This window comes from Chryseobacterium culicis, from assembly GCF_900108365.1.
GTDB classification, from domain to species: domain Bacteria; phylum Bacteroidota; class Bacteroidia; order Flavobacteriales; family Weeksellaceae; genus Chryseobacterium; species Chryseobacterium culicis.
The window spans coordinates 630,901-656,366 of record NZ_FNWQ01000002.1 but is presented as its reverse complement, the minus strand read 5'-3'; the positions used below and the strand labels follow the sequence as shown (position 1 = coordinate 656,366).

Below are 25,466 nucleotides of genomic sequence, written 5' to 3'. Positions count from 1 at the left end.
CATTCGTGGAGACCTTTTTATCTTCAATAATCCCATAATTGAATATAGCCTATGGAAGTGGAATATGAATGCAAATGTGAAATATTCTGCTTTTTAATTGCTCTCATTGCTTTTCAACAAAGGAATGCTGGAAGTTTTAAGGGGTTGATAAATCTCTTTTTTACTTTTTTTTAACCGTTTCTGTATATACTGTAAACTGCGGTCAGATTGTTTTAACGAAATCTGTGGGGCGGAACTGCATTACAGAATAAAAACTTCTGGTGTATGCCTGCACACTTTTGTACCCAACATTGTACGCAGTTTCAGAAACAGTGAGATTACCCGAGCTTAAAAGTTCCAGACTTTTAATGATGCGAAGCATCTGCTGGTATTTAATTAAAGTAAGTCCGGTTTCTCTTTTGAAAATACGCTCGAGAGTACGGAGAGACAAAAGTGCTGCATCACTGAGGTCTTCCATTTTAATTTCATGCTGATAATGATTGTGAAGGTATTCCATGACTTTGATCAGACGCTTATCCCTTGGAACACTGATATGAAGGGTAAGAGAATGCTCTACAAACCTGGGAAGCTCATTGAAAAGAGCCTGCAAAAATAGATATTCGTCCTGATCTGATGTCATCAGTTTAGACCATTTTTCTGCATATTTTATCATTTCCTTTAAAACGGGCGGAACAGAGAATACATTTACTTCCTGATAAAAGTGCGCTTTTGTGCTTACATCTGCAAACATGATCATCAGTTTGATCTTTTCAGAATGCGAATTGGTTTTATGGACAGCAAGAGGAGGAATCCACACTGCATGGTTCTGTGGAAGAAGGTATATTTTTTCTTCTATGGTGATATACTGGAAGCCGCTTTCTACATATACCAGCTGACCTTTCTGATGGTGATGAAGAATATCATCATGAACCCAGTTTTCTTCAAACCATACGAAATAGGGTTTCTTCAGTTCATCTATTGCTACCATTTCATTGCTTTGCATGTCGTTTCAGGTTAAAACTTTGGCAAAATTAAACAAAATTACTGTGCTAATTTTGTGCAAAAGTTTTTATTATGATGAAGAATGAAGTAAAAAAGAATGCTTCGTATGTTTTATTAATCATTAATGTTCTGGTGGTTATACTAATCTCCAGTAACCTCCGGTCACCCATTGTTGCGGTTGCTCCGGTACTGGCAGAAGTGAGAGATGCTTTGAAGCTGGATAATTTTCAGGTGAGTCTGCTGACTTCTATTCCTTTATTTATGTTTGCCTCATGTTCGGTATTGGTAAGCCGTTTTTCTAATAAATTGGGAATCAATAAGCTGCTGATGTATTCTGTGGTTATTTTAAGCTTCGGACTGTTTCTCCGGATTACAGGATCTCTCTGGCTTTTGTTCTTAGGGTCAGTATTGATCGGTTTAGGAATATGTATTGGAAATGTGGTCACACCGGGATATGTGAAGAATAATTTTCCTAAGCAGATTGCTCTTATGACAGGAATTTTTGCAGTATCTATGAATCTTACCGCGGCTTTAGCTTCAGGATTCAGCCTGAAGATCGGGGAACTGACGGGTTTTGGATGGAAAGGTTCTCTCGGAATCTGGCTTGTGATTGCTGCTCTGGGTTTTCTGGTTTTATCATTAGAATTTATTTGCAATAAAAGAAGCCCTAATCAGTCCGCAACTGCGCTCAGTACTTCGGATTTTAATATGTTTAGATCTGCTCAGGCATGGAATATCAGTGTTTTTATGGGATTACAGTCTCTATTCTACTATTGCCTGGTGGCGTGGCTTCCCTCATTTCTTGCTGATTACCATATGCAGGGGGAAAGCGGCGGATGGGTATTCTTTGTGATTCAGGTTACGATGATTCCTGTAACGTTTTGCTGCCCGATTATTGCCAGTAAAATGAAAGATCAGCGGTGGATGATTCTTTTTATATGCGCATTAATGTTTGGAAGTACAATGATGTTTGTCTTCCTGAAGTCCCAGTGGATCTATGTGAATGCTGTAATGATAGGAATTTCCAATGGTTTGTCTTTCAGTCTGTCTATCCTGTTTTTCTCTACAAGAACGAGAAGCAGTATCAATGCGGTTAAAATATCAGGAATGGCGCAGTCTGTAGGTTATGTGATTGCGGCATTCGGGCCTCCGCTGTTTGGAAAGCTGCATGACTGGGATGTGTCCTGGAACAGCTCATTCTATTTATTAAGCTGTGCAGTACTGCTTATGCTGTATTTCGGATTGAAAGCTGCCAGAAATAAGCATGTGGAAGATTAATAAACTGCCGGATTTTTACAAAAAAAGGATAGAATTCTCTTCTATCCTTTTTATTTTGGAGCTTTGTATTCAAAAACTAAAAATAAAGTTCCACTTCTTCTCCGTCATCCAGGATCAGACATTTTTTCTCAAGTCCATTTTCAAGGATCTGTTTTCTGGTATACTTCCTGTCTTCCCTGCAGTGGCTTACAGCTTCCAGATGGGTTACCCAAACAGTAGACTCCGGAGCGTATGTACAGACTTTTATAATGTCTTCACTCGTCATAATAATAGGATCTCCTACGTCAAAAGTAGCAGCTCCCCCCGCTACAATGATGTGCTGCGGCTGATGTTGATCTATTTCAAGAGCAATTTCGTCATACCAGATCGTGTCTCCTGCAATATAAACGGTTTTGTTATCTTTTTTAAAAACGAATCCATTTACGATTCCCATTTTCTCTCCGATTTCTCCGGTTCCGTGGCGGCCTCTGGTGGTAGATATTTCAATGTTATTCCATTGCAGCCGGTCATGTACGGTTATGATATTCGTAAATCCCTGTTCTGCTATGTGATCCGCAATGACATCGGAGCAAATGATGGGTATATTTTTATCTAAAAGTTCTACAGCATCTTCATCCCAATGGTCAGGATGAAGATGGGTTACAGCAACGGCATCAATCCTTTTTAATTTTTCATGTAATTCTTCTCTGCTGAAAGGCAGCTCTACAAGGGGATTCAGTAATTTACTTTCTGTCATAGGCATTTTTCCCCTAGACCCTTTTTTTCCAAGCATTGGATCTACAAGGATGGAAAGTCCATCTAAATTCAATACCAATGTAGCATTACGCCATAATTCTAATTTCATTTTGAGTATTTTTGTTGAACAAAGATATTACCTGGTAAGAATAAAACAATCGAAGGTTACCAAAATGTTAACCATAAATATTCATTTGACTGATGAATTTTGAAGAATTTAAAAACTGCGGATTAAGAAGAAGCCTGAATATCCTTTCAGGGAAATGGAAACCTCTGATCCTTCATAATCTTTTTGAAGAAGATCAGGTGCGTTTTGTAGAACTTTGGCGGAATATGCCGCGTGTTTCCAAGAAAGTGCTGGCAGAGCAGCTGAAGCAGCTGGAAGATGATCGTATTATTGAACGGATTGAAGTTTATAATTTTCCGCCGGAAGTATATTACAGGTTAACGGAAAGAGGGCAAAAGCTGGGACCTATTCTTTTTCAACTTCATTCGTGGGGAAATGAACTGGGATAAAACGATTTAAATTTTATTTATATCTTGGCGAAAATTTAAGTGTATAAAACTAATACCGGATCTTACAAATGAAAAGAATGATTATTTTGATATCCTGTGTGCTAAGCGCATGGGTAAGTGCACAAACAGCACCAACGCCAACTGTTCAGCGATCAAACACCACATCCCGCGGACTTACAGTCAGTTCCAGAAAAGGAACGTTAATTGAGAAAAAAATCATCAATCTGGGAAGGTTTAAAAACCTCAATATCCAAAAAATTATAACGAAAGATGTTTCAGATAATGCATCAGAAACCTTATTGGGAATGATGTATGAGTATGAAACTTTTGATGAAATTTCAAAAAAAACACTCACTATTGATAAAAATGAATTAGGAAAACTGATTCAGGCTCTTCAGTATGTAGAACAGAAAGAAAATGACAAGACCCATCAGGAAATTAAATACAAGTTTGTTACCATGAGCAATATTGAATTCGGAAGCGTTTATCGTGAAAAGGTTTCATTATGGGTTCATTATATAAAAATTCCTTCTCATTATTTGAATCAGAATATACTGGAATTTACTAAAGATGAACTGAAAGAATTGATTGCTATTCTGAAGAAAGCCGAAACGGAACTTTAAAAATAGGTGTGCCGGCATTCAATATGAAAACCTAATAGGTTCCCAGAACCTATTAGGTACATTTAAAAAAATTAAAAATAATTATCTGAAGAGGATCATTTTATCTGAACTGATCCAGAACTTCCGTTATATTCTGATAGACAAAATTCAATTCTTCTGAGGTAATGCAGTACGGCGGTACGAGATAAATGACATTTCCCAGCGGTCTCATGATAATCCCTCTCTGTAAGAATTCATTATAAAGCTTCTTCCCTATTTCATTGAAATACGAAGTATCGTTCCCGGTTTTAAAATCGAAAGCTAAAATAGTTCCGATCTGTCGAACCTTTTCTACATGAGGATGCAAAGCAAGTGCTTTTACAAACTCTGAATGCTGATGAGTGATGCGGTTGATATTCATTTGAGTTTCGGTGGTGAGTAATAGTTCCATACTGGCAAGTGCTGCTGCACAGGCTAAAGGATTGGCGGTAAATGAATGCCCGTGAAATAAGGTTTTGTAACGGTCATCAGAAAGAAAAGCATTATAAATTTCATTGGAGCAGGTGGTGATTCCCATGGGCATGGTTCCTCCAGTCAGTCCTTTTGAAAAACACATGATATCAGGTTTTTGCGTAAGATAGTCTGCTGCGAAAAGCTTGCCTGTTCTTCCAAACCCGGTAAAAACTTCATCCTGAATCATAAGAATTCCTTCTTCCCTGCAGCATTTCATCAGCTGGCTTAAGTCTTCTGCTTTATACATCAGCATTCCGGCCGCCCCCTGAACCAGTGGTTCGTAGATAAAACAAGCTACTTCCTCAGCATGTTTTTTAATCTGTGTGCGTAAACTTTCCAGGTTTTCAGGATTGGGGGTATCAATAAAAATAACTTCAAATAGCATGCTTTCGAAAGGTCTTGTCCAAAAGCTTTTTCCACTTACGGACATGGCTCCGAAGGTATCTCCGTGATAGGCATTTTTAAAAGCTAAAATCTTTGTTTTCTTTTGTCCCTTATTATAGGCAAACTGAATACACATTTTCAAGGCGACTTCTACTGCGGTAGAACCGTTGTCCGAATAAAAAACTTTTTCTTGGCCGGCAGGAAGCAACTTCAGTAAATTTTCTGAAAGCTGTACAGCAGGCTCATGGGTAAACCCTGCAAAAATCACCTGTTCCAGCGTATTCAACTGCTCATAAACACGTTGTGCAATATGAGGATGAGAATGACCGTGCAGCGTTACCCACCATGATGAAACGATATCCAGATATTGTTTCCCTTCATGGTCATAAAGATACACTCCTTTTCCTTTTACAATAGGAATAATGTCATCGGCGGTTTTCATCTGTGTGTAAGGATGCCAGTTTACCCTTTTATCTCTCTGCTGCAGGCTGATCTCTTTTGTCATCGTATTCATAATTTGATATAAAAAGTTAATGAGTGATAATTTTTAATTTCAACGCTGGGATCGCTAAGTTATTCAATTTGCATCCTGTTGTTTTGCTTTCGAAAAGCCGTTTCACTCAGCAATTAGAAAAATTCTTCCTTGCTGAATAGAATGCTTTTACGAACGGAATATTTTCAGAATTAAAAATTTTCGTTGCGAAACTTAGCGTTAAAAACTAATCATATACTGATATGAAAATTGAAATGAGTGATGGAATTGGATTTTACAATAATTTAGTTGAATATGTTGAAATGTTGGATTGACCGCAAAGGAACAAAGTTGTATCATATACTGCGAATATTTTAAGGCGCAAGAATATTTCGACTTCGCTCAATATTAGATTTTCAGCAAGGAATGTTTTATAATTTTCCCGTAGATTTTTTATATCATGTGTTTAATTTACACAATCTGCAATAGATAAAAATTTGCAATGTTAAATTTTATCGGAGATAAAATCCCTGCGCCCTCAAATAGTACTTACTACAAAAGGTTTTGCGTCTTTGCGTTTTCCAACTTGTACAGCAGTTTATAAAAATTCAAAAACCAATTTTATAACAAGCGCTATAATAACAATAATCCAACTCATCACTCATCATTTATCATTTATAATTCATAATTATCTAACAGCATGTTTCTTTTTTCATCATAGGTTTCAGTCCTAAAGTCTGAAGCATCTGCATATCTTCAGATACGCCGGGATTGGGCGTTACCAGTAGCGTTTCCCTTTCTCCTGTGAAAATGGAATTGGCTCCAGCCATAAAGCACCATGCCTGTTCTGTTTCTGACATTTCAATACGTCCGGCACTCAATCTTACCATGGAAGACGGCATTACAATTCTTGCTGTAGCAATCATTCTCACCATTTCCCAGGTATCTACTTTTTCATTATCTGCTAAAGGTGTTCCTGCTACTCTGGCCAATGCATTGATGGGAACGGACTCCGGATGTTTTGGCATTGTTGCTAAAGTGAGAAGCATTGAAATTCTGTCTCTGTGGGTTTCACCCAATCCGATAATCCCTCCGGAACATACGGTGATTCCTGCTTTTCTTACGTTGTTAATTGTATTGATTCGGTTGTCAAAAGTTCTGGTGGAAATGATCTCTTCATAATACTGTTCGGAAGTATCAAGGTTGTGATTGTAAGCGTATAATCCGGCTTCCTGAAGTCTTACCGCCTGTTCTTCAGTAAGCATACCCAGTGTGCAGCAAACTTCCAGCCCTAATTCGTTTACACCTTTTACCATATCAATTACTCTGTCAAAATCGCGGTTATTACGAACTTCACGCCATGCTGCTGCCATACAGAATCTTGAAGATCCTGAATCTTTTGCTTTTTGTGCGTGGGCAATGACGGTTTCAGTAGGCAGTAAAGCCTGTACTTTTATATTGGTGTGATAACGGGCTGCCTGTCCGCAGTACGAGCAGTCTTCCGGACATCCGCCGGTTTTAATGGATAATAAAGTGGAAATCTGCACTTCAGACGGGTCATGCCATTCACGGTGTACGGTTGCAGCTTTATAGATCAGTTCCATCAGAGGAAGATGGTAAATTTCCTCGATCTCTTCTTTAGTCCAATTGTTTCTTAATGTGGTTGTATCCATTATCCTATTTTTGTTATTGTTAATTGCTTGGCAGCATTTTGTATAGATTCTTTATCAGTAGTCCTGATTTCTGGGATTCTTATAATTTGTGTTTCTTTTTCGATAAAACTGCAGATTACCCTTTCTGTATCTTCGGGAAATTCTCCGTTAAGAATTAAATAATTCAGCTGTATTTCCCTTTGCCGTAAAGCGATGATCGACAGCAGGCTGTGATTAATGCATCCTAAATAGTTTCTTACTACCAACGCTGCCGGAAGGTTGAGCTCTTCAATAAGATCTATCATGAAAGTGGTATCCGATATCGGTACCATAAGTCCACCGGCCCCTTCTACAATCAGCGGGCTGGATGTTTTTGGGAGTTGAAAATCATTCAGACTGATGGTAATATTTTGTGCTCTTGCGGACTGATGGGGTGATGCAGCCAGCTGTAAACGGTAAGTTTCCGGGTGGCAAAATGCGGTATCTGTCCATGCTTCGATCTTATGACTATCTGTATAGTGAAGATCTCCGGACTGTATGGGTTTCCAGTATTCTGTTTTAAAATGCTGAACCAGAACGGCTGAACAGACTGTTTTTCCTATTTCGGTTCCTATTCCTGTTATAAATAATTTCATTTTTATTGTGATTCGGGATTCGTGTTCCGGGTTTTGAATGTTATTTCTTTAGTTTTCAATAAATTCCTTTAATAATTTCTGTCAGTTTTACAATTTCCTCTGCTGTATTAAAGCTGTGGAGACATATTCTTAACCGTTCACTTCCTTCTTTTACTGTTGGGCTGTATATAGCATAGGTTAAAAATCCTTCTTCGGATAAATTTTCCTGTAATTCTTTCAATCTTTGGTTATCCGGTATTATAATAGCTTGAACCGGGCTTGTTTCGGCGGATGGCGATGGTAGGTTTTGGCTTCGGAAAGTTTTGATATTGTTCTGAAGCTGAATGGCCAGGTGATGATTTTGATCTAAAAACTCATACCCTGTTTGGATACTCATCCACTGAAAATCCTGTGCTGATGTCGTATAAATGAACGGACTTGCAAAGTTGATCAGGTAAGACTTTACCGTCTCATTACACAGAATTGCTGCGCCATGAGTTCCTAGAGCTTTTCCGTATGTTACAACAGCTGCTAAAACCTGATGCTGCAATTGATATTTTTCAATCAGTCCATATCCGAACACTCCGAATGCATGGGCTTCATCAACAATCAAAGATGCCTTATATTCCTCTGCAATGGATGCAATTTCCTTGACAGGTGCAAAATCTCCTTCCATAGAGTAAAGACTTTCTATCGCGATATAACAATGACTTTCCTGTCTTTTTAAAATGTTTTCAAGATCTTCAATGTCATTGTGCTTGAATTTCATTTTTTTAGCATTCGAAAGTTTACATGCATCATGTACTGAACGATGAATCTGTTCGTCAACAATAACTACATCATGACGGCTGGGAAGTGTAGAAAATAAAGCCAGGTTGGCATTATATCCCGATGGAAAAAGTAATGCAGACTCAAACTGTTGTTTTTGAGCAATCTCATTTTCCACAGAAACGGCAATATCACTGTTTCCGCTAATCAACCTTGAACCTGTGCTTCCGGAAAGCAGCTGGGGGTTATCCATTACCTTTTGCAGCAGCAAATGTTGGAGTTCCCTGCTTTTTGCAAATCCGAAATAATCATTGGAATAGAAGTCTATCCCATCGGATGGAAGCCGTAAACGTCTCAAGGTTCCCTGTTCTTTTCTTTTATCAAGAGATTCCTGAAAATGGGAGCTGTTACTAAGCATAGTTCAACTGAGCTACTTCCTGCGTAATTGCACTGATCCACTCCTCATGCAAAGCTTTTTCAATTGCCAGAATATGGTCTGCATGGTGTTTCCAGGCTGATGAAAACTCATTAAGCTGATGGATCATTTCTTCCAGATGTCCTTCTTCTTCCAGAATAATAGATTTTACCATGATTTTAGAAGAAGCTTCTGTAAGTACCTGCTGATATACCGGATAAAGCTCATCTGCACGAACTTCAATAGCATACGTTACAAAAAGATAGGCTGCATACTTTATATCAGTTTTATCAAGATTAAAAGCTTTCTGAAGGTACCTGCAGGCTTTCATATCCAGCGAATGAAGGTACTGGCTGGTAGCAACGGGTGCCAGAAGTTCTGTACTTTCGTAGGTTTTGCAGAGTTCAGGATCTATTTTTCCGATTTGTTTTTTTAAATAATAAGCATGGCGGTGTTCTTCCGCAGCGTGTTTCAGCTGGATTTGAGAAACCAGGGTTGGATGTTCACATTTTGATATTTTTCTTGCACCGGCATTTTCCATAAATGAAAGCGTGTTCAGCCATCTGGCATGGGTGCTTCCATCCTGTACAATTCTTTTTAACAGATGATGAAATTCCATAGATTTTTATTTTGATCTCAAAAGTAGTATATTGCCGGATGGTTGTATGGTGCCAGTTTTGATATTATGGATAGTCCGGTTAAAATTCCCTACGAAAGTTTTATAAAAATTGATAGAAATTCAGAGACTTCTATCTATATGCAGATTGCCAATCAGCTCATCAATGCTATTCAGAGAGGCTTTTTGCCTTTCGGCACAAAGCTTCCGGGAACAAGAACATTCAGTGAAATGCTGGAAATCCACAGAAATACAGCAGTTGCCGTGTACGATGAACTGTCTGCGCAGGGCTGGACGGAAAGTTTACCCAACAAAGGAACATTTATCATTGGAAAGGATCAGGAAAAACCTGTAAAACTGAATGATTTTGAGCAAAAAAACCTCCAAAAATACCCGGTTTCCACTGGCTTTTCGTTCAAAACTTCTAATATTCTGGATAATCCTTTTGAACATTCGGACTGTGAGTATGTCTTTAATGATGGGGTGCCGGATATCCGTTTAACGCAGATAGGACAGCATTCCCGGTTTTACAGTTCTATTCTGAAGCGTAAATCCAACCAAAAAGCATTGGGACACTACAACCATGATGGAAGCGAATTTTTTAAAGAACATTTGTCTCAATATCTGAATCTTTCGCGTGGACTTCCTATTTCTAAGAATAATCTTCTTATTACCCGCAGCACCGAAATGAGTATTTATATTGTTTCCGAAATTCTTCTTTCTGCCGGGGATATCGTATTAGTGGGAGCTTTAAGCTATTTTTCCGTTAATATGATCTTTATGAAAGCCGGGGTTGATATTGTTTCTATCCCTATTGATGAGGAAGGAATTGTAGTGGAAAGCGTACGGGAAGCCTGTAAAAAGCAGAAAATCCGGATGCTTTATCTTACTCCACACCACCACTATCCTACTACTGTTGCTTTGAGTGCTCAGAGAAGATTTGAATTACTTGAATTGGCCAACGAACACGGATTTATTATCCTGGAAGACGATTATGATTATGAATTTCATTACGACAAAAGTCCGATTCTTCCGTTAGCCAGTGCAGATACCAGCGGAATGGTAATTTATATTGGTTCTTTCGGCAAATCTCTGGCTCCGGGGTTCAGGACAGGATTTATTGTTGCGCCTGAGAATCTGATGACAGAGATGCGTAAATATCTCGGAATTATTGACCGTCAGGGTGATATTCTGATGGAAAGGGCCCTTGGAGAAATGATTGCAGAGGGGGAAATCAACCGATATCTGAAAAAGTCTTTAAAAGTATATCAGGAAAGGCGTGATTATTTTTCTGAATTGCTGAAAGAGAATCTGGGTGATTTTATAACGTTCCAGAAACCTTCCGGCGGCCTGGCCATATGGCTGGAATGGAATATTCCTCTGAATCTGATGCAGCTGAGCCGGAATTGTGCAAAGGATAATCTTTTCATTCCTAAAACACTCTTGTATCAGAATAAAGGGATCACGGCCATGCGTCTGGGATTTGGAGATCTTAATTTTGATGAGATGAATAAAGGGATTGAAGTTTTTTCGAAGAATGTGAAAGAATTGGTTGGGTAATTAAATTTCTCTCAGATTGAGGGATTTTGCAGATTTTTTATAGATACTTATAAAGTTTGTGAAAAATTATATCTTATTTCTTGCTGAAAATTTCACATTGAGCTAAGTAGAAATATTCTTGCGCCTTAAAAAAAATACAAAGAGATTAAAAAACTTGCGCCTTTGCGTTCCAAAACTAAGATACTCTTCTGATCAAAGTTTTTTGGAAATCGCAAAGGCGCAAGTTAAATTATAATACTTTATTTTAAGACGCTAGGATTTGATCTGCGATAAAATTGATGCTGGATATTTTTATTTTTGAATGAAAAAGTAAAAGGGTTATCTCAATATTCAAATGATTTGACTTTTGTCATTGATTAAGTCGAATCTTCGATTTCTGATGAAGGAAGAATCTCAATAATATTTTTTATGAGATTCTTCACTACATTTCTGAACTACGTTTTCAGACTTTCAGTCTGTGTTGAGAATGATACTTTTGAAATAACCTCTTCTCCTTATTAATGATGAGTAGGAAAAACTATTTTGTTTTTCTTATGTTTTGGTTTCTTTTTTTTCTTATTCAAATAGATGATAAAACCGGTAATCGGGAGTGACAGAGCGATCATTGCTGCCAGAAAATAGATAATTCTGGTGCTCAGTCCCAGGATGCTTCCGGTGTGAAGATCATAATTTCTTTCTCTTAATGCAGTTCCATATCCGATATTTTTGTTTTTATAAGATTGGGATTTTACAATCTTTCCTGAATATTGATCAAATGTAAATTGTTCATTTCGATACTGCCTTCCGTCATAAGTCAGCTCAGCATAATAGGTTCCTTCTTCCGATCTAGGAAAATTCACAAGGGCTGATTTCTTGTCTTTCAGTCCTTTTTCCATGGTATTTCCGATGAGATTGAGAACATCTTTACGGTTTGAAAATTCCCCAGAAGGGATGGCACTTTTGGCTTTCTTTTCTGTGGGAATGTTTCCGTTCAGTGTGTTCTTTACCCATTGGTCTACATCTTCAAAGCTCCATATCAATGCGGAATAAGAGATTAAGAGTAAAGGAATAATGGCATAGAATCCCAACACATTATGAGCGTCATAATTAATCCTTTTCCAATTGGCGGATATTTTAATGAAAAACATACCTTTCAGCATGGCTTTACTCATGTTGCGGGGATACCATATCACAAGTCCCGATAAAAGGATGACAGCAAATATCAATGTGGAATAGCCGGTAATCGTTTTTCCTATTTTCTCGCCCAGCAGAAGTCTTCTGTGAAGATCCAGTATAATTTCAAAGAAATCCTTTTTGGCATCTTCTGCTTCCTGTACTTTTCCGGTGTAAGGATCTACATAAATTCGATAATAATAAAGATAAGTTCCCCAATACGTCCATGCTTCGTTATCCATTTTTAAGGTACGGAATATATACGTTCGTGAGGGATCAGAAGGTATGACTACCCTTTTGACTTTCAAATCTTTTGGAAGTGCTTTTTCTGCTTTTTCCGTAAGTTCAGCCAGTGAAAGTTTTTTTCTTCCGATGTTTTCAACGTAATATCTGTTGGGGTGAACAATATGTTTTAGTTCTTCTTCAAAAGCCAGGATACATCCTGTAGCGGCCATGATTACAACAATAAGCCCGGACGTTAGTCCGAGCCATAGATGTAACTGATAGGCAATTTTTCTAAACCTCAGCTTCATTGTTAAAATTTAAAGCTTACCTCAGCAACAAAATTACGGGGCATCTGAGCGACCACCACTCCCTGCCCTGCAAAGTACTGTACGTTGCCCAGGTTATTCATTTTAAACCCTAATCTGTATCTTTCCTTTTCAAGAGAAATGGAAGCGTTCACTAAAGTATAAGCCGGGAATGCAAACTGTCCGGTAACGGTCTTATTTCCGGTAATCTGTTTTCCGACACGGTTGACTCCGAAACCAACTCCAAGTCCCTGAAGTCCTTTGATTGGAAGGATATAACTGATCCATGAATTGAATACATTCGCAGGACCTGCAGACTCAGGACGACGCCCGTCTACCGCCGGATCCGCTTTTTCGTATCTGCTGTGGTTATAGCTATATCCGGCCATAATATTTAATCCCTGAACAGGATTCATGATGGTTTCTATTTCAATTCCTTTACTTCTCTGTTTTCCGTCCTGAACAACGATGTTGTATTCTTTTCCGTCACGGATTACACCGCTTCCTCTCTGAATATTATCCACAAGAATATCATAATATCCAATGGTGAAATTAATTTTGTTTCGCCACATATTTCCTTTAATTCCCACTTCCCACTGATTCGCCATCTGAGGTTTCATCTCACCGCTAATGTCCGGAAGCTGCTGTGCAACAGGGGCTGTATAGCTGAAACCATTCATGTAGTTACCGTAGGCAGATAACTGATCTTTCAGGATCTGGTACACGATTCCTACTTTGGGAGACCATGCGGTCTGATTAAAATCACCGGTTCTGGTATTGGTGCTCAGGTTCAGCTGTCCCTTACTTTCGTAATGATCCATACGTAAGCTTAAAAGCGTAATCAAACGGTCTGTAATATAAGTAACGTTTGAAATATAAGCTCCATAAAGGTTTGATGCAGAATTATTTCTTACCAGAGGAGCTGTGGAAGTCTGGATTTTCTGCAGCACAAGATCTCTGGTGATATTGGCATAACCTGCTAAAGTTTGCCCGTTGATATTATCATACACCACAATCGGGGAATGGTTGTTGTTGATGGTCTGATTTAAATAATCCAATCCGATCAGCACTTTATTTTTGATGCTTCCAATTTTAAATTCACCATTAAAGTTCTGCTGGATACTGGTAGAAGAAGCTTCTGAATTCTGCCACTGTACATTACGTTCCAGCATCGCGTCACTGGTATTCCCTCTGATAAACTGATATTGATATAATCCTTCTGTTTTTCTGAAGTTTCTTGAAAGCAGGGTTTGTGAAGTCCATTGATCTGAAATTTTATAATTGGCCTCAGCTTTTACGTTGATAGATGGTGCCTTTAAAGTGATATCATTATTGGAATACGATTTTTTCCAGTCGAAGCCTAATTCATCCGGATTGTGGGCGAAGTAAGGTCTTGTTCTCGCAAGGAAAATAATCGGTGTATTGGTTCCCTCATAATTGTAGATCTGAGCGCCTAAGCTGAATTTCAATCTGTCATTTACTTCATAGCTGATGGTAGGAGCCACAAAGAATGATTTTCTGAACTCAGAGTCTCTGAATCCGTTTTGATACTGATAAGCGGCATTCAGACGGAATAACATTTTTCTGGATTCTGTCATTGGGCCGTACACATCAGCGGTCACACGGTTCAGGTTATAGCTTCCCATCAGATAAGAAGCTTCTCCTCCGAAATAATCTTTCGGTTTTTTGGTCACAACATTAATTAAACCTCCGAAAGAAGTTACAGCGCCTCCGTACAGTGTTCCTGAGGGGCCTTTAATCACTTCCAGGCGTTCTATATCAGCAGGATCTATTTCTCCATTGGTAGTCGCAGGAACACCGTCTACCATAGATACCTTGGTAGGAAATCCTCTAAGGCTGTAGTAAAAACTTCCGTCTCCGGAACCTCTTCCCGGACTACCCTGCATTTTTACCATACCCGGAACGTTTTTCAGTACTTCCGAAATATCGTAAGTAAGCTGTTCCTTCATGATCTGCTGGTTGATGCTGGTATAAGCCTGTGGATTTTCAAGTGTTTTCAAAGGCATTTTTGCCACTGAAGTACTGTCTTTATCCAAAAATTTATTTCTGCTCACTGCGTATACGGTAATTCCTTCAATCACATTATTGTGTAAAGGAGCGTAGATTGCAGGGATTTCATAGACATCTTTCTGAATTTGGATGGGCTCCCTCATCAGTTCAATGTCATTTAAAACCACCTGAAGCGTATATTCTCCAGGTGGCACATTTTCAAAGTAATATTCTCCTAAATTATTGGTTTTTGCCTGATAAGACGTGTTGACAAGCCTTAAAACAGCGTTTTTTACCGGTGCTTTTTCAGACAGCATGATTTTGCCATGAATTCTGTCGCCCTGCTGTGCAGAAAGCGAGTTGGAAGATAAAGCAAGACCAAGAAGTAATATAAGGGTTTTAGATGTTTTCATGCTGTAAGTTTTGTAACAGGGGATAGTTTATTTTACCGTTTTGTGATAATGGGAATGATTCTATACGTTCTGTGCGTACATATTGCGGGTTGATGCGCAGTTTATTTTTAATGGTTTCGGTGATGATCTGAGGATCTATTTCCGGATTGTCATACAATACCACGATTTTTTTATCATGGGCATTCAGACATACGAAGGTATTGCCCTGCATTTCATTTTTAAGGATAAATTCTACCTCATCAAGATTGAGACGTATGCCGAAAAGCTTCATGATCCGTTTTATTCTTCCTGTGATGTAATACATTCCGTTTTCACCTTTTCTGGCGGTATCTCCGGTATGCAGTACGGAAGGCTGTTCGTAGGTAGCAAGATCCTCCAGCTTATTGGCATAGCCTCCGAAAATACTGGCATGAGAAAAGAGCAATTCATCCGTTTCAGGATCAATTTTGAAGCTTCCTCTTTCCACCACATTTCCGATTGATGTTTCTTCTTCCAGCAATCCTTCCGTAGTAAGGTAAGCCATTCTTCCTCCTGCTTCAGTCTGTCCGTATTGTGCAAAGAATTCTTTTTTAAATTCATGGCAGTAAGAGAAAATCGTTTTTCTCAATTCAGCGTTAATCACTCCTCCGGTATGGGTAAAATACCTAAGACTTGGAGAATCTTTTCTGAAAAATCCTATTCTGTTCAGGTTTTCATAAAGATAGGGAACTCCGCCCAACGTACTATAGCTGTACTCCTCCATTTCATCCCAAAATGCTTTCTGCATAATGTCTTTATCTGTACACACGATTCTTCCGGCGCGCATACAGTTGGTGGTGAAAATAGAGAATCCATAGACAAAGTTGATCGGAACATTTAAAGGAACCACATCCGTTCTCTGAACCGGCATATACTGAAGGATGCTCAATGCGTTCTGATAAAGACTTTCATCAGATAATTTTACCAGTTTCGGAACACCAGTTGTTCCAGACGTACTCAAAAGGATTTTGATGTCAGGATGAATGGTAACTTCACTCCTATAATCATCCTTTGCAAAGATGCTGATGTTATCTGAGAATGCTTTCAGACTGTATCCTTCAATAGCATCTCTCTGTGGATCAAAGATGTATTTCGGACGGTACTCTGCCTCAATACGTTCTTTGAATTCTTCATGCAGTTTCTGTCCCAGTACCGCAATCGTGTGGGCTGTTCCGTAAAAATTAAGCAGCACCTCAATGCTGGACAGCTGATTGTCATTGTACAGAAAGAGCAGCCCTTTTTCTACCGGGTTTAAGCCTAAAGACCGGTGCAGTGTTCCCACCGGTATTGTTGTACCGGTGGAAGCATCTGTAAACCCCAAGTTCTTATTGGCAATTATATTTTCTAAAATTTTCATAGGCTTAGTTTTCTACGAATACTTCGTATTTTTTCATTTTTTCGCGAATCTTTCCGACGGTTCCCATCTCCAGAATATCATTAAAATCAAATTTGATCTGATAAAACTGTTCAAGTGCTTCTACGATCAAAAGGTGAGACATAGAATCCCATTCCGGGATTTCCTGATACGTTAGCTGCTCATCTACCAATTCTTTTTTTATAGCAATGGCAGAGGCGATAATTTCATAAAATTCTTCTGTAGTGTTCATTTTAAATTTTTATAGTTTTCCATTTTCCATTTTTAAAAATCATGAGGAATAGCACAGCCAAAACAATTTCCGAAGAAACGATAGCAGTAAATATTCCTTTCAGTTCCCACTGAAATCTTACGCCTAAGAGATAAGCCAGCGGAAGCTGAATCACATAAAACATCACGAGGTAAAGCAGGGTAACCTGCAGAATATTTCCTGCCGCATTCAGAGCACGGCTGATCACCATAGTAAATCCTAAAAGCAGATATGCCATAGATACCACATGGATGTACTGCACCGCATATCTGGCGACCTCCGGTTCTGTGGTAAAAAATTTCACCACATATTCCGCAGCAATCTGCCAGAATAGAGCTACGAGTACCAGATACGTCATATTGATAGTTCCGGCTCTCCAGACTGTTTTTTCAGCACGTTCAGGCTCTCCGGCACCCAGATTCTGACCTGTAAGAACTCCGGCAGCATTTCCTATTCCCCAGGCAGGCATCGTAGCTACGGAAGCAATACGCTGGGCAATGATATATCCTGCAAGCGCTGTCGTTCCGAAAGTGGAGATGATCTTCACCATAATCAGCCAGCTGGATGTAGGAATGATGTACTGAACCAATCCCCCAAAAGCAATCTTCAGAATCTTTTGCAGTAACGGAATGTCAAGCTGAAAAGGAACTCTGATGCTGATGCTGGTTTTTCCAGAGATAAAAATAAATGCCTGATATAAAACACCTAAAAGCCTCGATAAAACTGTAGCATATGCCAATCCCATCAATCCGAAAGCAGGAATAAATCCTAATCCGAAAACAAGGACCACTGCAAAAATGATATTGGAAATATGGCAGATCCAAAGTGATTTCATGGCAATATCGGCATCACCGGCCCCTCTGAAAAGTCCATTGACAGACAGACGGAGAATTACAAGCCCGATACTCAGGAAGACCAGTCTTGAGAAAGAAATTCCATCCGTTACCGTACTGACATTGATTCCCAGAAAATCAACAATTTCTGATGCGAAAAAGCAGGAAATCCCACCAATAAGCACTGCAAAAAACAGCGCCAGCAAGATGATGTATTGGGCGGTTCTTCCCATTCCTTCTTGATCTTTTTCACCCGCTCTTCTGGCGGTAAGGGTTGCTGCAGCAATTCCCAAACCTACGGCAATGGCATAAGCGAAGTTGATGTAGTTATCGGTAATTCCCACAAGACCAAGAACTTTGTCGCCTAATTTTGCAATAATCAATAGATTGACACTCACAAAAACAGATTCCATGACAAGTTCCATCACCATGGGAATAGCAAGACTAAAGATGGAACGGTTGATACTTCCGGAAGTCAGCTCAACTTTCTTTCCGGCTATGGCTCCATACGTAAAAACCGCTCCTTCTTTTAGGATATGCAGGAATTTCCTCATACTGCTGCAACTGAATTTTTATTGGCAATCTGATACAGCGGATTAGGCAGTGCTCCGTCTTTTCTCGGAATGGCAAATGCTTTGTTTTCACTGTAACCGTTATTTTTCAGACGCAGACTGTTGATATAGAATCTTTTGAATGCCGGCACGTACAGGTCATACTTTTCGTAGCGTTCCTGAAGGTGGGTATTCTCAGCTTTATAATTTTCTACACATTGGTGAACCAGTTCCCAGAATGTTTCTTCATTAAAGTTGGAATAGGTATGTAGCGCATTCGACAGGTATCTGAAGAAAGCATCAAAAACTCCCAGCAAAATAAACAATGGAATATTTTCTTTATTGGAAGACTGAATCAAACCATCTGCAAGGTGTGCGGGAAGTTTTTCTCTGGCTTCTGTGGTAAGTACAATATCATCCACAAAATCTTTGATGACGATTCTCTTCGGAACTCCGTTCTTCAGAACCACCATTATGTTTTCTCCGTGTGGCGTTACACATAATGAATGCGTGTAATAAATGTGTAATAATGGGGTAAGGTAAGCATCAAGATAGCTTTCAATCCATTCCTTGATACTCACACCTGCTTTTTCAGCAAATGCCTGAACCAATGGAACTCCATTTTCATCTACATACAGTAAAGAGGCCATAGTTACCATTTGTTCGTCTTCTTTCAGATAATTTTCAGCACTTTCTCTCCATAATGCGCCAAGGAATTCATTATACTGATAAGGTACGCCGGCAATCGCTCCATACTGTGGATGCAGATACGTGATGGCAGCTTCTTCTCCCAGGAAAATAGTTTCTTTATTCTCCAGATAAGCATCATCTTTAATTAAGCCTTTTACCCAATCTGTAATAGCCGGAGCAATTTTCATCTGCTTAGGTGATAATCCTCTGATATTCCCTGTGCTCAGAATAGAAACAGCGGTTTTCAGGTATCTTTTTTTAGGATGATTTACATTGAATAAAGTACGGATACTCTGCTGCGGACTGTAAGTATCGCTACCCTCACCCAATTGGATTAAAAGTCCTGAAGCAATATCTCCCGCAAAATGAATCTGAAGCTTATGCTCCCACTGCCATGGATGTACAGGGATAAAATGATAATCTTCAACAACTTTTCTTTTGCTCAATAGCTGCTGCTGAAAATCATTATATAGATCCTCTCCTATTTCAGAACGGTAAAACTCATCTCTGTTAATGTGTTCCAAAGACTGGAATGATGATCTGCTTTTATGCGAAGCCAGCCAGATCACTTTCAAATTTTCATCGGCTTCAGGGGCAAATGTTTTCAGGTCTCTTGGAGAAAAACCTAACCGGCTTTTGTTCACAATGACCCACGGATGTCCGGTCATATTGTGCTCCACCGTCTGATAATCTGCATCCGCAAGCTCTTTTGAAGACATCACTCCTCTTGATAAGATTAAAGCATCACAATACAAAGTATGCAGTAATTCTTCCGTATATCTTGCAATGGTATAAGGATCCAGATCGAATACAGACTGCATTTCCAGGAAGAAAGCTGCTACATCTACTGAAGACAAATCTTCACCGTTTTCTGTTTTTGTAATGCTGTCTTTATCAATATGCCAGTAATCCATCATTCTTTCCTGTCCTCGGAAGCTGTAGATAATATTTTCAACTCCGGTTTCAAGGGTAAAAACAGTGTATCCGTTTTTATTTTCAAAGGTTACTACAGGTTTCAGAAGCTCTTCGTGCATCAATTCTGCGATGGTTTTGGCCATTAGGTTTCTGTTGGCCTGGTTCCAGTTTTCCTGGCTTACTGTATTTTTTAAGTGGGTGTTCATTTTTTGATTAAATTTTGGCAGTTGGTAAATCAGCATATTTTTCTACATCGAAATCCTGGAAAGCAATTTTCTTTTCAATTTTATAATGCTCTCTTCCCAAAATATCATTGATGATGTAGGAATTACGGTACGCAGCCATTCCAAGATCTGTAGAAATATAGCTGTGGGTATGAACTTCGGCGTGAAGTACATAGATTTCACCGGCGTTGTGGTCTATTGAATAATTTCTGTTGACATCAAACAATCCGCTGGAATCTCTCTTGATTCTATCCTGAATATTCTTTAAGAAGGCAGGCTCATGGTAACGGTATCCTGTTCCCAAAATCAAGTAATCAGCTTCCTGGTCATAAGGTACTTCCTGTTCCAGTTGGGTAAACTCAAGACTGATGAAATCCGGATTGCTGTAGTCTACTCTGTTCAGCTGGCTGTTAGGAATAATTTTAAGATTAGGATCAGCGTTGTCAATATTCAGATCATAAATAAAATCGTAGATATCATTGATCAGATCATAATTGATTCCTTTAAACTGAGCCTGCTGCTTGCTTAAAATCGTTTTCCTTGCAGATTCACTTCTGTTGTAGAAATATTCTACGTAATCAGGGGATGTAAGTTCCAGGGTCAGTTTAGAATATTCCATAGGGAAAAATCTGTCCGGACGGGAATACCAACCCAGATGTGTTTCTTCGTTCCTGTTTTGAAGCAGGTCATAAAAAACTTCTGCTGAACTCTGGCCCGAACCGATAATCGCTATTTTTTTACCCTGAGACAAAAGCTCATCTTTTCTATACAGATAAGAACTGGTGTGAATAACACGGGAATCATCCTTCGGAATAAAAGAAGGAATATATGGCTGTGTCCCTGTTCCTAAAATCAGTCTTTCCGTTTTGAAAACCGTAGTTTCTTTGGTTTTGGTTTGAATCGTAGTTACATGATATAAACCCTCTTCATACGTAATATCCACCACCTGAGTAGAAAAACGGCATTGCGGAAGCTGTTCAATTACCCATTGGCAGTAACGGTTGTATTCTTTTCTCGGAATGAAAAAATCTTCTCTGATAAAAAACTTATACAGTCTTCCGGTTTCCTTCAGATAATTCAGAAGGCTTAAAGGATTCGTAGGATCCGCCATGGATACGCAGTCACATAAAAATGGTGTCTGCAGGGTTACATGGTCAATCATCAGTCCCGGATGCCAGTCGAAACCATCTCGCTGGTCCAGGAAAAGGGTTTTCAGTTCCGAAATCGGATGGGATAATGCGGCAAGTCCCAGATTGAAAGGGCCTATCCCTATTCCTATTACATTGTATACGGCTTCGTTAGTCATTTTTTGTGATGTTTGTGGTGATTTGTACCTCTTTATTCTGTGGAAATTTTTCCCAGTACCATTCTCTGTAACAGAAGTTCAGATTGGCTTTTTTATGAGGCATTTCTATTACTTTATCTACTTTGAAGCCTACATGGGCTTTATTCATCATAGAAGCAAGCGAGTCTACAGATCCTTCGCCTACCATTTTTCCTACCTGTGGCTGTGCAAAAACATAGTCAACCATAGATTGAGTAGATGGGGATACAAATTTCTTTTTAGGATCAACTGGTGCAATGAACTGGTGTGTACCGTAATCAGTAGGCAGAACATCGTAATAATCACCTACCATATCTCTGCAGGCCCAGTACACCTCAATATTACATGATGGTTCATCATTTCCTGCGATGATATAGCTGTGCGCTTCATCACTTGGAAGCATCAGCCTGTAATACGTTTCCAGCTCATCAATAGGCCAGTTCATCTGCCAGATTTTTACGGCATGTTCGCGGTTAAACCATTCATGAAGCATTTCAAGGTCATTTTCCAGATCTATAGGACGCATGCTCATGGTCACATCTTCTTTCTGGAAGTATCTTTTAAAGAAAACTTCTGTTCCCTGCGGATTGATTAACTGATCCGAGAAGAAATGTTTGTGAAGAAGGTTCGGAACTTTAGCATAAGCAATGGAAGAAGCATTTACACCTCCGTCTACATCAGCAACTGCCGATTGAAGGTTTGATTTTACGGCCCAATATCTTTGGTTCAGTGCATAATCCGTTAACGATGAAGGTTCAGTTTCATGAAGATTTTCAAACTCTCTGTACAGAATATGGATTAATCTTCTTTCTTTAACGAGCCCTGTTTTACCTATGGAAGAAATCAGTGCACTCAGGTTACTTACCAGAAGATGGTGAGAAATAATGTCCAGTAGACGCTCGTCCCTGATGAAAAGGTCTTCGATTTCAGGATAGTCTTTGATCAGAGACTCGTATTTTCCTCTGAAGCTTTCTTTGATCAGGTACCCTTGCCCGTCTCTTACATAAATAGACTCAGGAAGAAGCTGGTTATCCAATTGAACAAGAAGATTCTGCTGATGCACTTCAGGTGCCATCCCTAATTGACTGTACAATCTGTTTAAAGGAGAAAGCAAAAGATTTACATATTTTTCAAACCAGATGATAGCTGCTTTTTCAGCATCTACACCCAATTGATTCGCAACATTTTTAAAGAAATGCGTCGTAAAATTGAACCCATCTGTAGATTCATCCTGGCAAAGCCTTGCTAATAAAATAACTTTATCTTCATTGGTAAATGGGTTTTCACGCAGCAGTATATTCAGACTGTCCCTATTTTTCCCTTGATAACTGACACTTACTGTGGAAGGTTCCAGCAGTAATTTAAAATTCGGAAAATTCTGTTCAAATGAAGCTTTTTGATGCTGCCACCAAATAGCCGAAGCGTATCCTCTGTTGAGATCTTTTAAGCTGTTTGTTCTTACAGAGCCTGTCATTAAAACATGCAGAGAAAATTTCAACATCCAGCTGAAGTGAGGATTGTAGACCGTCCTTATAGAAGATGTAGCATAAAAATCCTCTCCTAAAGGTCCGATGTGAATGATCTTACCGGATCCCAGCATTTCAGGATATTCTGCTGTTGATAAAAGATATTGTGCCTCCCATGGATGGCATGGAACGATGTAAAAATCATTTGTGTTTTCAAAATCGTAGCTTTCCGGTAAAGAAGTCCATTTTTCGAAGATCTCTTTTGCAGAAATTCCCGGAAGAGACTTTTCTGTGATGCAGTCTTTATGAATCAGGAAATAATCCAGCTGAAATCCCTTTCCGGATTCGGGACTGTATAAAAACTGTTCTTCCTCAGAGAATCCCATTCTTGATTTGGTGAAAGGATGCAAATTGTGTCCTGCCGGAAGCATTTGTTCAGATTCAAGGAAAGAATACGTCAACAGCTGATCATCCTTAAGGCAGGCTTCTGTTGTGAATTCAAGATTCTTTAAGCTGCTCTCAATTCTTTCCACAAATTGCCGGAAGCCCTTTTCGTTGGTCGTCTCAGAAAACTCTTTGTACACTAATTCAGTCAGTTTTTGAGCATTCACTTCAAAAAACTCCTGATTTTGATGATCAACCGCCCATAAAACCGGACCGTATTCATGAAAAAGGGTTTCGGAACGATAAGAAACGGGGGCAAATAAAAACAATCCGCTTTTTATCATTTCAAACCTCATAAACAATGAATAATCACTGTTTTGAAGCGCTTTTGCCGTGAGAAGATCATATTTTGGAACGCCCTGATAGAATTTTCCGTTTCCCAGTTCTCTCAGCATTCCGTTCAACAGAATTCTGAAAGTAATTTCCCGGGCTTTCTCTCCCGTTTTATTTTTCTGAATTAAAGTTTTTTCCATGATTTTTGATTGTGGTGAGAATTTGATGAATGTCTTCTGTAGTCGTAATCGGGTTCAGGAAGGTGAACTTCAGATAGAAGTTACCCTCCACTTTGGTACTCGCTACAAGGATCTCTCCGCTGTAGAATAATTTCATCTTGATGTATTGATTCAGCGCATTCAGATCACTGGTTTCCGGATTTACATATCTGAAAACAAGAACACTCAGATCTGAATCTGAAAGAAGCTCAAATTCCCCATCTTCCCTAATCATGGTTGCAGCATCTTTGGTAAGATCAATCACCGTATCTGTGTATTCTGCCAATTGTTCTTTCCCCATCATTCTTAGGGTAAACCAAAGTTTTAATGCATCAAATCTTCGGGTACTTTGTGTAATGGATTTGTTGATCTGTGCCGGAATCTCTTCTTCGTCCATTTCTTTCGGATTCAGATAATCGGCGTGGTGCTTAAGAATTAACAGCTCTTTTTTGTTTTTAACAATGAAAGCACTGCTGCTGATCGGCTGAAAAAATGATTTGTGATAATCAATCGTTACAGAATCTGCTCTTTCAATACCATTAATCAGGTCTCGGTACTTTTCACTTAATAATAAAGCACAACCGTAAGCGGCATCTACGTGCATCCAGATATTATATTGTTCTGCAATATTGGCGATATCATCCAGCGGATCAATATTTCCGAAGTCTGTAGTTCCCGCTGTTGCTACAATACCAATAGGAATGTTTCCCAGCTGCTCTTCTCTCTTGATGTATTTTTTCAAAAGAGAAATATCCATACGGAAACGGTCATCGGTAGGCACTTTAACAATGCTTTTCTCACCCAGTCCCATAATGGAAGCGTTTTTCAGGTTGCTGAAGTGAGATTTATCGGAAACAAATATTCTAAAGCGGCTTGCCTCCTGTGGCAGTCCATTCATTTTAATATTGTGGTTGTATCTTTTCTGAGAAAAACAGTCGCGCATCATAACCAATCCCATTAAATTGCTCTGGGAGCCCCCGGCTGTGAAAACGCCATCGCTTTCATTCGTATTGTATCCAATCTGACCCGCAGTCCAGTCGATCAGCTTTCTTTCCATAAAAGTTCCTCCTGCGCTCTGATCATAAGTATCCTGTGAAGAATTGATGGCACTTACAAGGATTTCTCCTGCCAATGCCGGAATGACTACCGGGCAGTTAAGATGGGCTACATATTGCGGAAGGTGAAAAGCAGTGGCATGCTGTACATAAATTTCATCTACTTCTGCCAGAAGCTCATTATAATTGGAAAGTTTTTGATTAAGGTCTATCTGTTGTACCATTCCTTTCATTGTTTTGGCTTCTATGCCACTGAAAGGCCTGTTGTTTCTGTAAAGAAATTCCTGAACCAGGTCTAAAGTACTGCTGACAGCATTACGATAATGATCATAATTGTCAGGATGAAAAATATTCCCAAAATTCCCCGAAATGCGAGGTGAAGCAGTAGTTGAAGACTCTTCAAGGGATATTAAATTGTTGTTCATAAATGTTTTGTAATGTGATTTTTTAAATCTTTAAGTTGTTGTGGTTTTTTCGATATACGATTACATATATCTGATAGTCAGGTTTTTAAATTTTGCATTTTTTATTATATTTTATTTGGTGGTTGCGTAATTATCACTAAATTTGACTCGGCTATTGTTATTTAGAATAATTAAAAACAAAGATAAAAATTATT

General features: G+C 39.1%; 20 protein-coding genes. 4 read left to right on the top strand and 16 right to left on the bottom strand.

Annotation, left to right across the window (positions count from 1 at the left end):
* Positions 1 to 202: 202 nt before the first annotated feature.
* Complete coding sequence (locus tag BLW74_RS09285; RefSeq protein ID WP_089692101.1) at positions 203 to 982, bottom strand: helix-turn-helix domain-containing protein; 780 nt, start codon at positions 980 to 982, stop codon at positions 203 to 205.
* Between the two features lie 71 nt (positions 983 to 1,053).
* Between BLW74_RS09285 and BLW74_RS09280 the strand changes: the two genes are divergently transcribed.
* Positions 1,054 to 2,259 (top strand): CynX/NimT family MFS transporter, encoded by a 1,206-nt coding sequence (locus BLW74_RS09280; RefSeq protein WP_228424844.1) that lies wholly within the window; start codon positions 1,054 to 1,056, stop codon positions 2,257 to 2,259.
* Positions 2,260 to 2,335: 76 nt separating this feature from the next.
* Here BLW74_RS09280 and BLW74_RS09275 read toward each other — a convergent pair whose 3' ends face one another.
* Positions 2,336 to 3,103 carry an MBL fold metallo-hydrolase gene (locus tag BLW74_RS09275; protein WP_089692099.1) on the bottom strand — a complete coding sequence of 256 codons (768 nt, stop codon included), beginning with the start codon at positions 3,101 to 3,103 and terminating at the stop codon, positions 2,336 to 2,338.
* A 92-nt stretch (positions 3,104 to 3,195) separates the two neighbouring features.
* Here BLW74_RS09275 and BLW74_RS09270 point away from each other — a divergent pair, with 92 nt between their 5' ends.
* Positions 3,196 to 3,510: a winged helix-turn-helix transcriptional regulator gene (locus tag BLW74_RS09270; RefSeq protein WP_089692097.1), complete on the top strand. Its 315-nt coding sequence runs from the start codon at positions 3,196 to 3,198 to the stop codon at positions 3,508 to 3,510.
* A gap of 77 nt (positions 3,511 to 3,587) precedes the next feature.
* Complete coding sequence (locus BLW74_RS09265; RefSeq protein ID WP_139265718.1) at positions 3,588 to 4,133, top strand: helix-turn-helix domain-containing protein; 546 nt, start codon at positions 3,588 to 3,590, stop codon at positions 4,131 to 4,133.
* 100 nt (positions 4,134 to 4,233) lie between these two features.
* Here the strand turns inward: BLW74_RS09265 and bioA are convergent, their stop codons facing one another.
* The 5 genes from bioA to BLW74_RS09240 all read right to left on the bottom strand — a co-directional run bounded on the left by bioA (position 4,234) and on the right by BLW74_RS09240 (position 9,549).
* Entirely contained in the window at positions 4,234 to 5,523 is a 1,290-nt protein-coding gene (gene bioA, locus BLW74_RS09260; protein WP_089692092.1) for an adenosylmethionine--8-amino-7-oxononanoate transaminase, read from the bottom strand.
* 650 nt (positions 5,524 to 6,173) lie between these two features.
* Positions 6,174 to 7,154, bottom strand: coding sequence for a biotin synthase BioB (gene bioB / locus BLW74_RS09255; protein WP_089692088.1), 981 nt, complete (start codon positions 7,152 to 7,154; stop codon positions 6,174 to 6,176).
* Positions 7,154 to 7,768 carry a dethiobiotin synthase gene (gene bioD / locus BLW74_RS09250; protein WP_185116347.1) on the bottom strand — a complete coding sequence of 205 codons (615 nt, stop codon included), beginning with the start codon at positions 7,766 to 7,768 and terminating at the stop codon, positions 7,154 to 7,156. Before bioD ends, bioB begins: the two co-directional genes overlap by 1 nt.
* Positions 7,769 to 7,823: 55 nt before the next feature.
* Positions 7,824 to 8,933: an aminotransferase class I/II-fold pyridoxal phosphate-dependent enzyme gene (locus tag BLW74_RS09245; RefSeq protein ID WP_089692081.1), complete on the bottom strand. Its 1,110-nt coding sequence runs from the start codon at positions 8,931 to 8,933 to the stop codon at positions 7,824 to 7,826.
* A complete protein-coding gene (locus BLW74_RS09240) occupies positions 8,926 to 9,549 on the bottom strand; it encodes a hypothetical protein (RefSeq protein WP_089692078.1) in 624 nt (207 codons plus the stop codon). Before BLW74_RS09240 ends, BLW74_RS09245 begins: the two co-directional genes overlap by 8 nt.
* Before the next feature lie 66 nt (positions 9,550 to 9,615).
* Between BLW74_RS09240 and BLW74_RS09235 the strand changes: the two genes are divergently transcribed.
* Positions 9,616 to 11,106, top strand: coding sequence for an aminotransferase-like domain-containing protein (locus BLW74_RS09235; RefSeq protein WP_089692596.1), 1,491 nt, complete (start codon positions 9,616 to 9,618; stop codon positions 11,104 to 11,106).
* A gap of 497 nt (positions 11,107 to 11,603) precedes the next feature.
* Here the strand turns inward: BLW74_RS09235 and BLW74_RS09230 are convergent, their stop codons facing one another.
* The 9 genes from BLW74_RS09230 to BLW74_RS09190 are packed head-to-tail and all read right to left on the bottom strand — an operon-like array spanning position 11,604 to position 25,272.
* Positions 11,604 to 12,791: a PepSY-associated TM helix domain-containing protein gene (locus tag BLW74_RS09230; RefSeq protein WP_089692075.1), complete on the bottom strand. Its 1,188-nt coding sequence runs from the start codon at positions 12,789 to 12,791 to the stop codon at positions 11,604 to 11,606.
* Between the two features lie 2 nt (positions 12,792 to 12,793).
* Positions 12,794 to 15,211 (bottom strand): TonB-dependent receptor, encoded by a 2,418-nt coding sequence (locus tag BLW74_RS09225; protein WP_089692072.1) that lies wholly within the window; start codon positions 15,209 to 15,211, stop codon positions 12,794 to 12,796.
* Positions 15,198 to 16,586, bottom strand: coding sequence for an AMP-binding protein (locus BLW74_RS09220; protein WP_089692069.1), 1,389 nt, complete (start codon positions 16,584 to 16,586; stop codon positions 15,198 to 15,200). Before BLW74_RS09220 ends, BLW74_RS09225 begins: the two co-directional genes overlap by 14 nt.
* 4 nt (positions 16,587 to 16,590) lie before the next feature.
* Positions 16,591 to 16,836, bottom strand: coding sequence for an acyl carrier protein (locus BLW74_RS09215; protein ID WP_089692066.1), 246 nt, complete (start codon positions 16,834 to 16,836; stop codon positions 16,591 to 16,593).
* Position 16,837: 1 nt separating this feature from the next.
* Entirely contained in the window at positions 16,838 to 18,241 is a 1,404-nt protein-coding gene (locus BLW74_RS09210; protein WP_089692063.1) for an MATE family efflux transporter, read from the bottom strand.
* The gene (locus BLW74_RS09205) at positions 18,238 to 20,049 is read right to left on the bottom strand and encodes an IucA/IucC family protein (RefSeq protein ID WP_089692595.1); all 1,812 of its coding nucleotides are present in this window, start codon (positions 20,047 to 20,049) and stop codon (positions 18,238 to 18,240) included. The genes BLW74_RS09210 and BLW74_RS09205 overlap by 4 nt, the downstream gene beginning before the upstream one ends.
* Before the next feature lie 7 nt (positions 20,050 to 20,056).
* On the bottom strand, positions 20,057 to 21,373 hold the full coding sequence (locus tag BLW74_RS09200; protein ID WP_089692059.1) for a lysine N(6)-hydroxylase/L-ornithine N(5)-oxygenase family protein: 1,317 nt from the start codon (positions 21,371 to 21,373) through the stop codon (positions 20,057 to 20,059).
* Positions 21,366 to 23,774, bottom strand: a complete 2,409-nt coding sequence (locus BLW74_RS09195; protein ID WP_089692056.1) for a GNAT family N-acetyltransferase — start codon at positions 23,772 to 23,774, stop codon at positions 21,366 to 21,368. Before BLW74_RS09195 ends, BLW74_RS09200 begins: the two co-directional genes overlap by 8 nt.
* Positions 23,746 to 25,272, bottom strand: coding sequence for a pyridoxal phosphate-dependent decarboxylase family protein (locus BLW74_RS09190; protein ID WP_089692054.1), 1,527 nt, complete (start codon positions 25,270 to 25,272; stop codon positions 23,746 to 23,748). Before BLW74_RS09190 ends, BLW74_RS09195 begins: the two co-directional genes overlap by 29 nt.
* Positions 25,273 to 25,466: the final 194 nt, after the last annotated feature.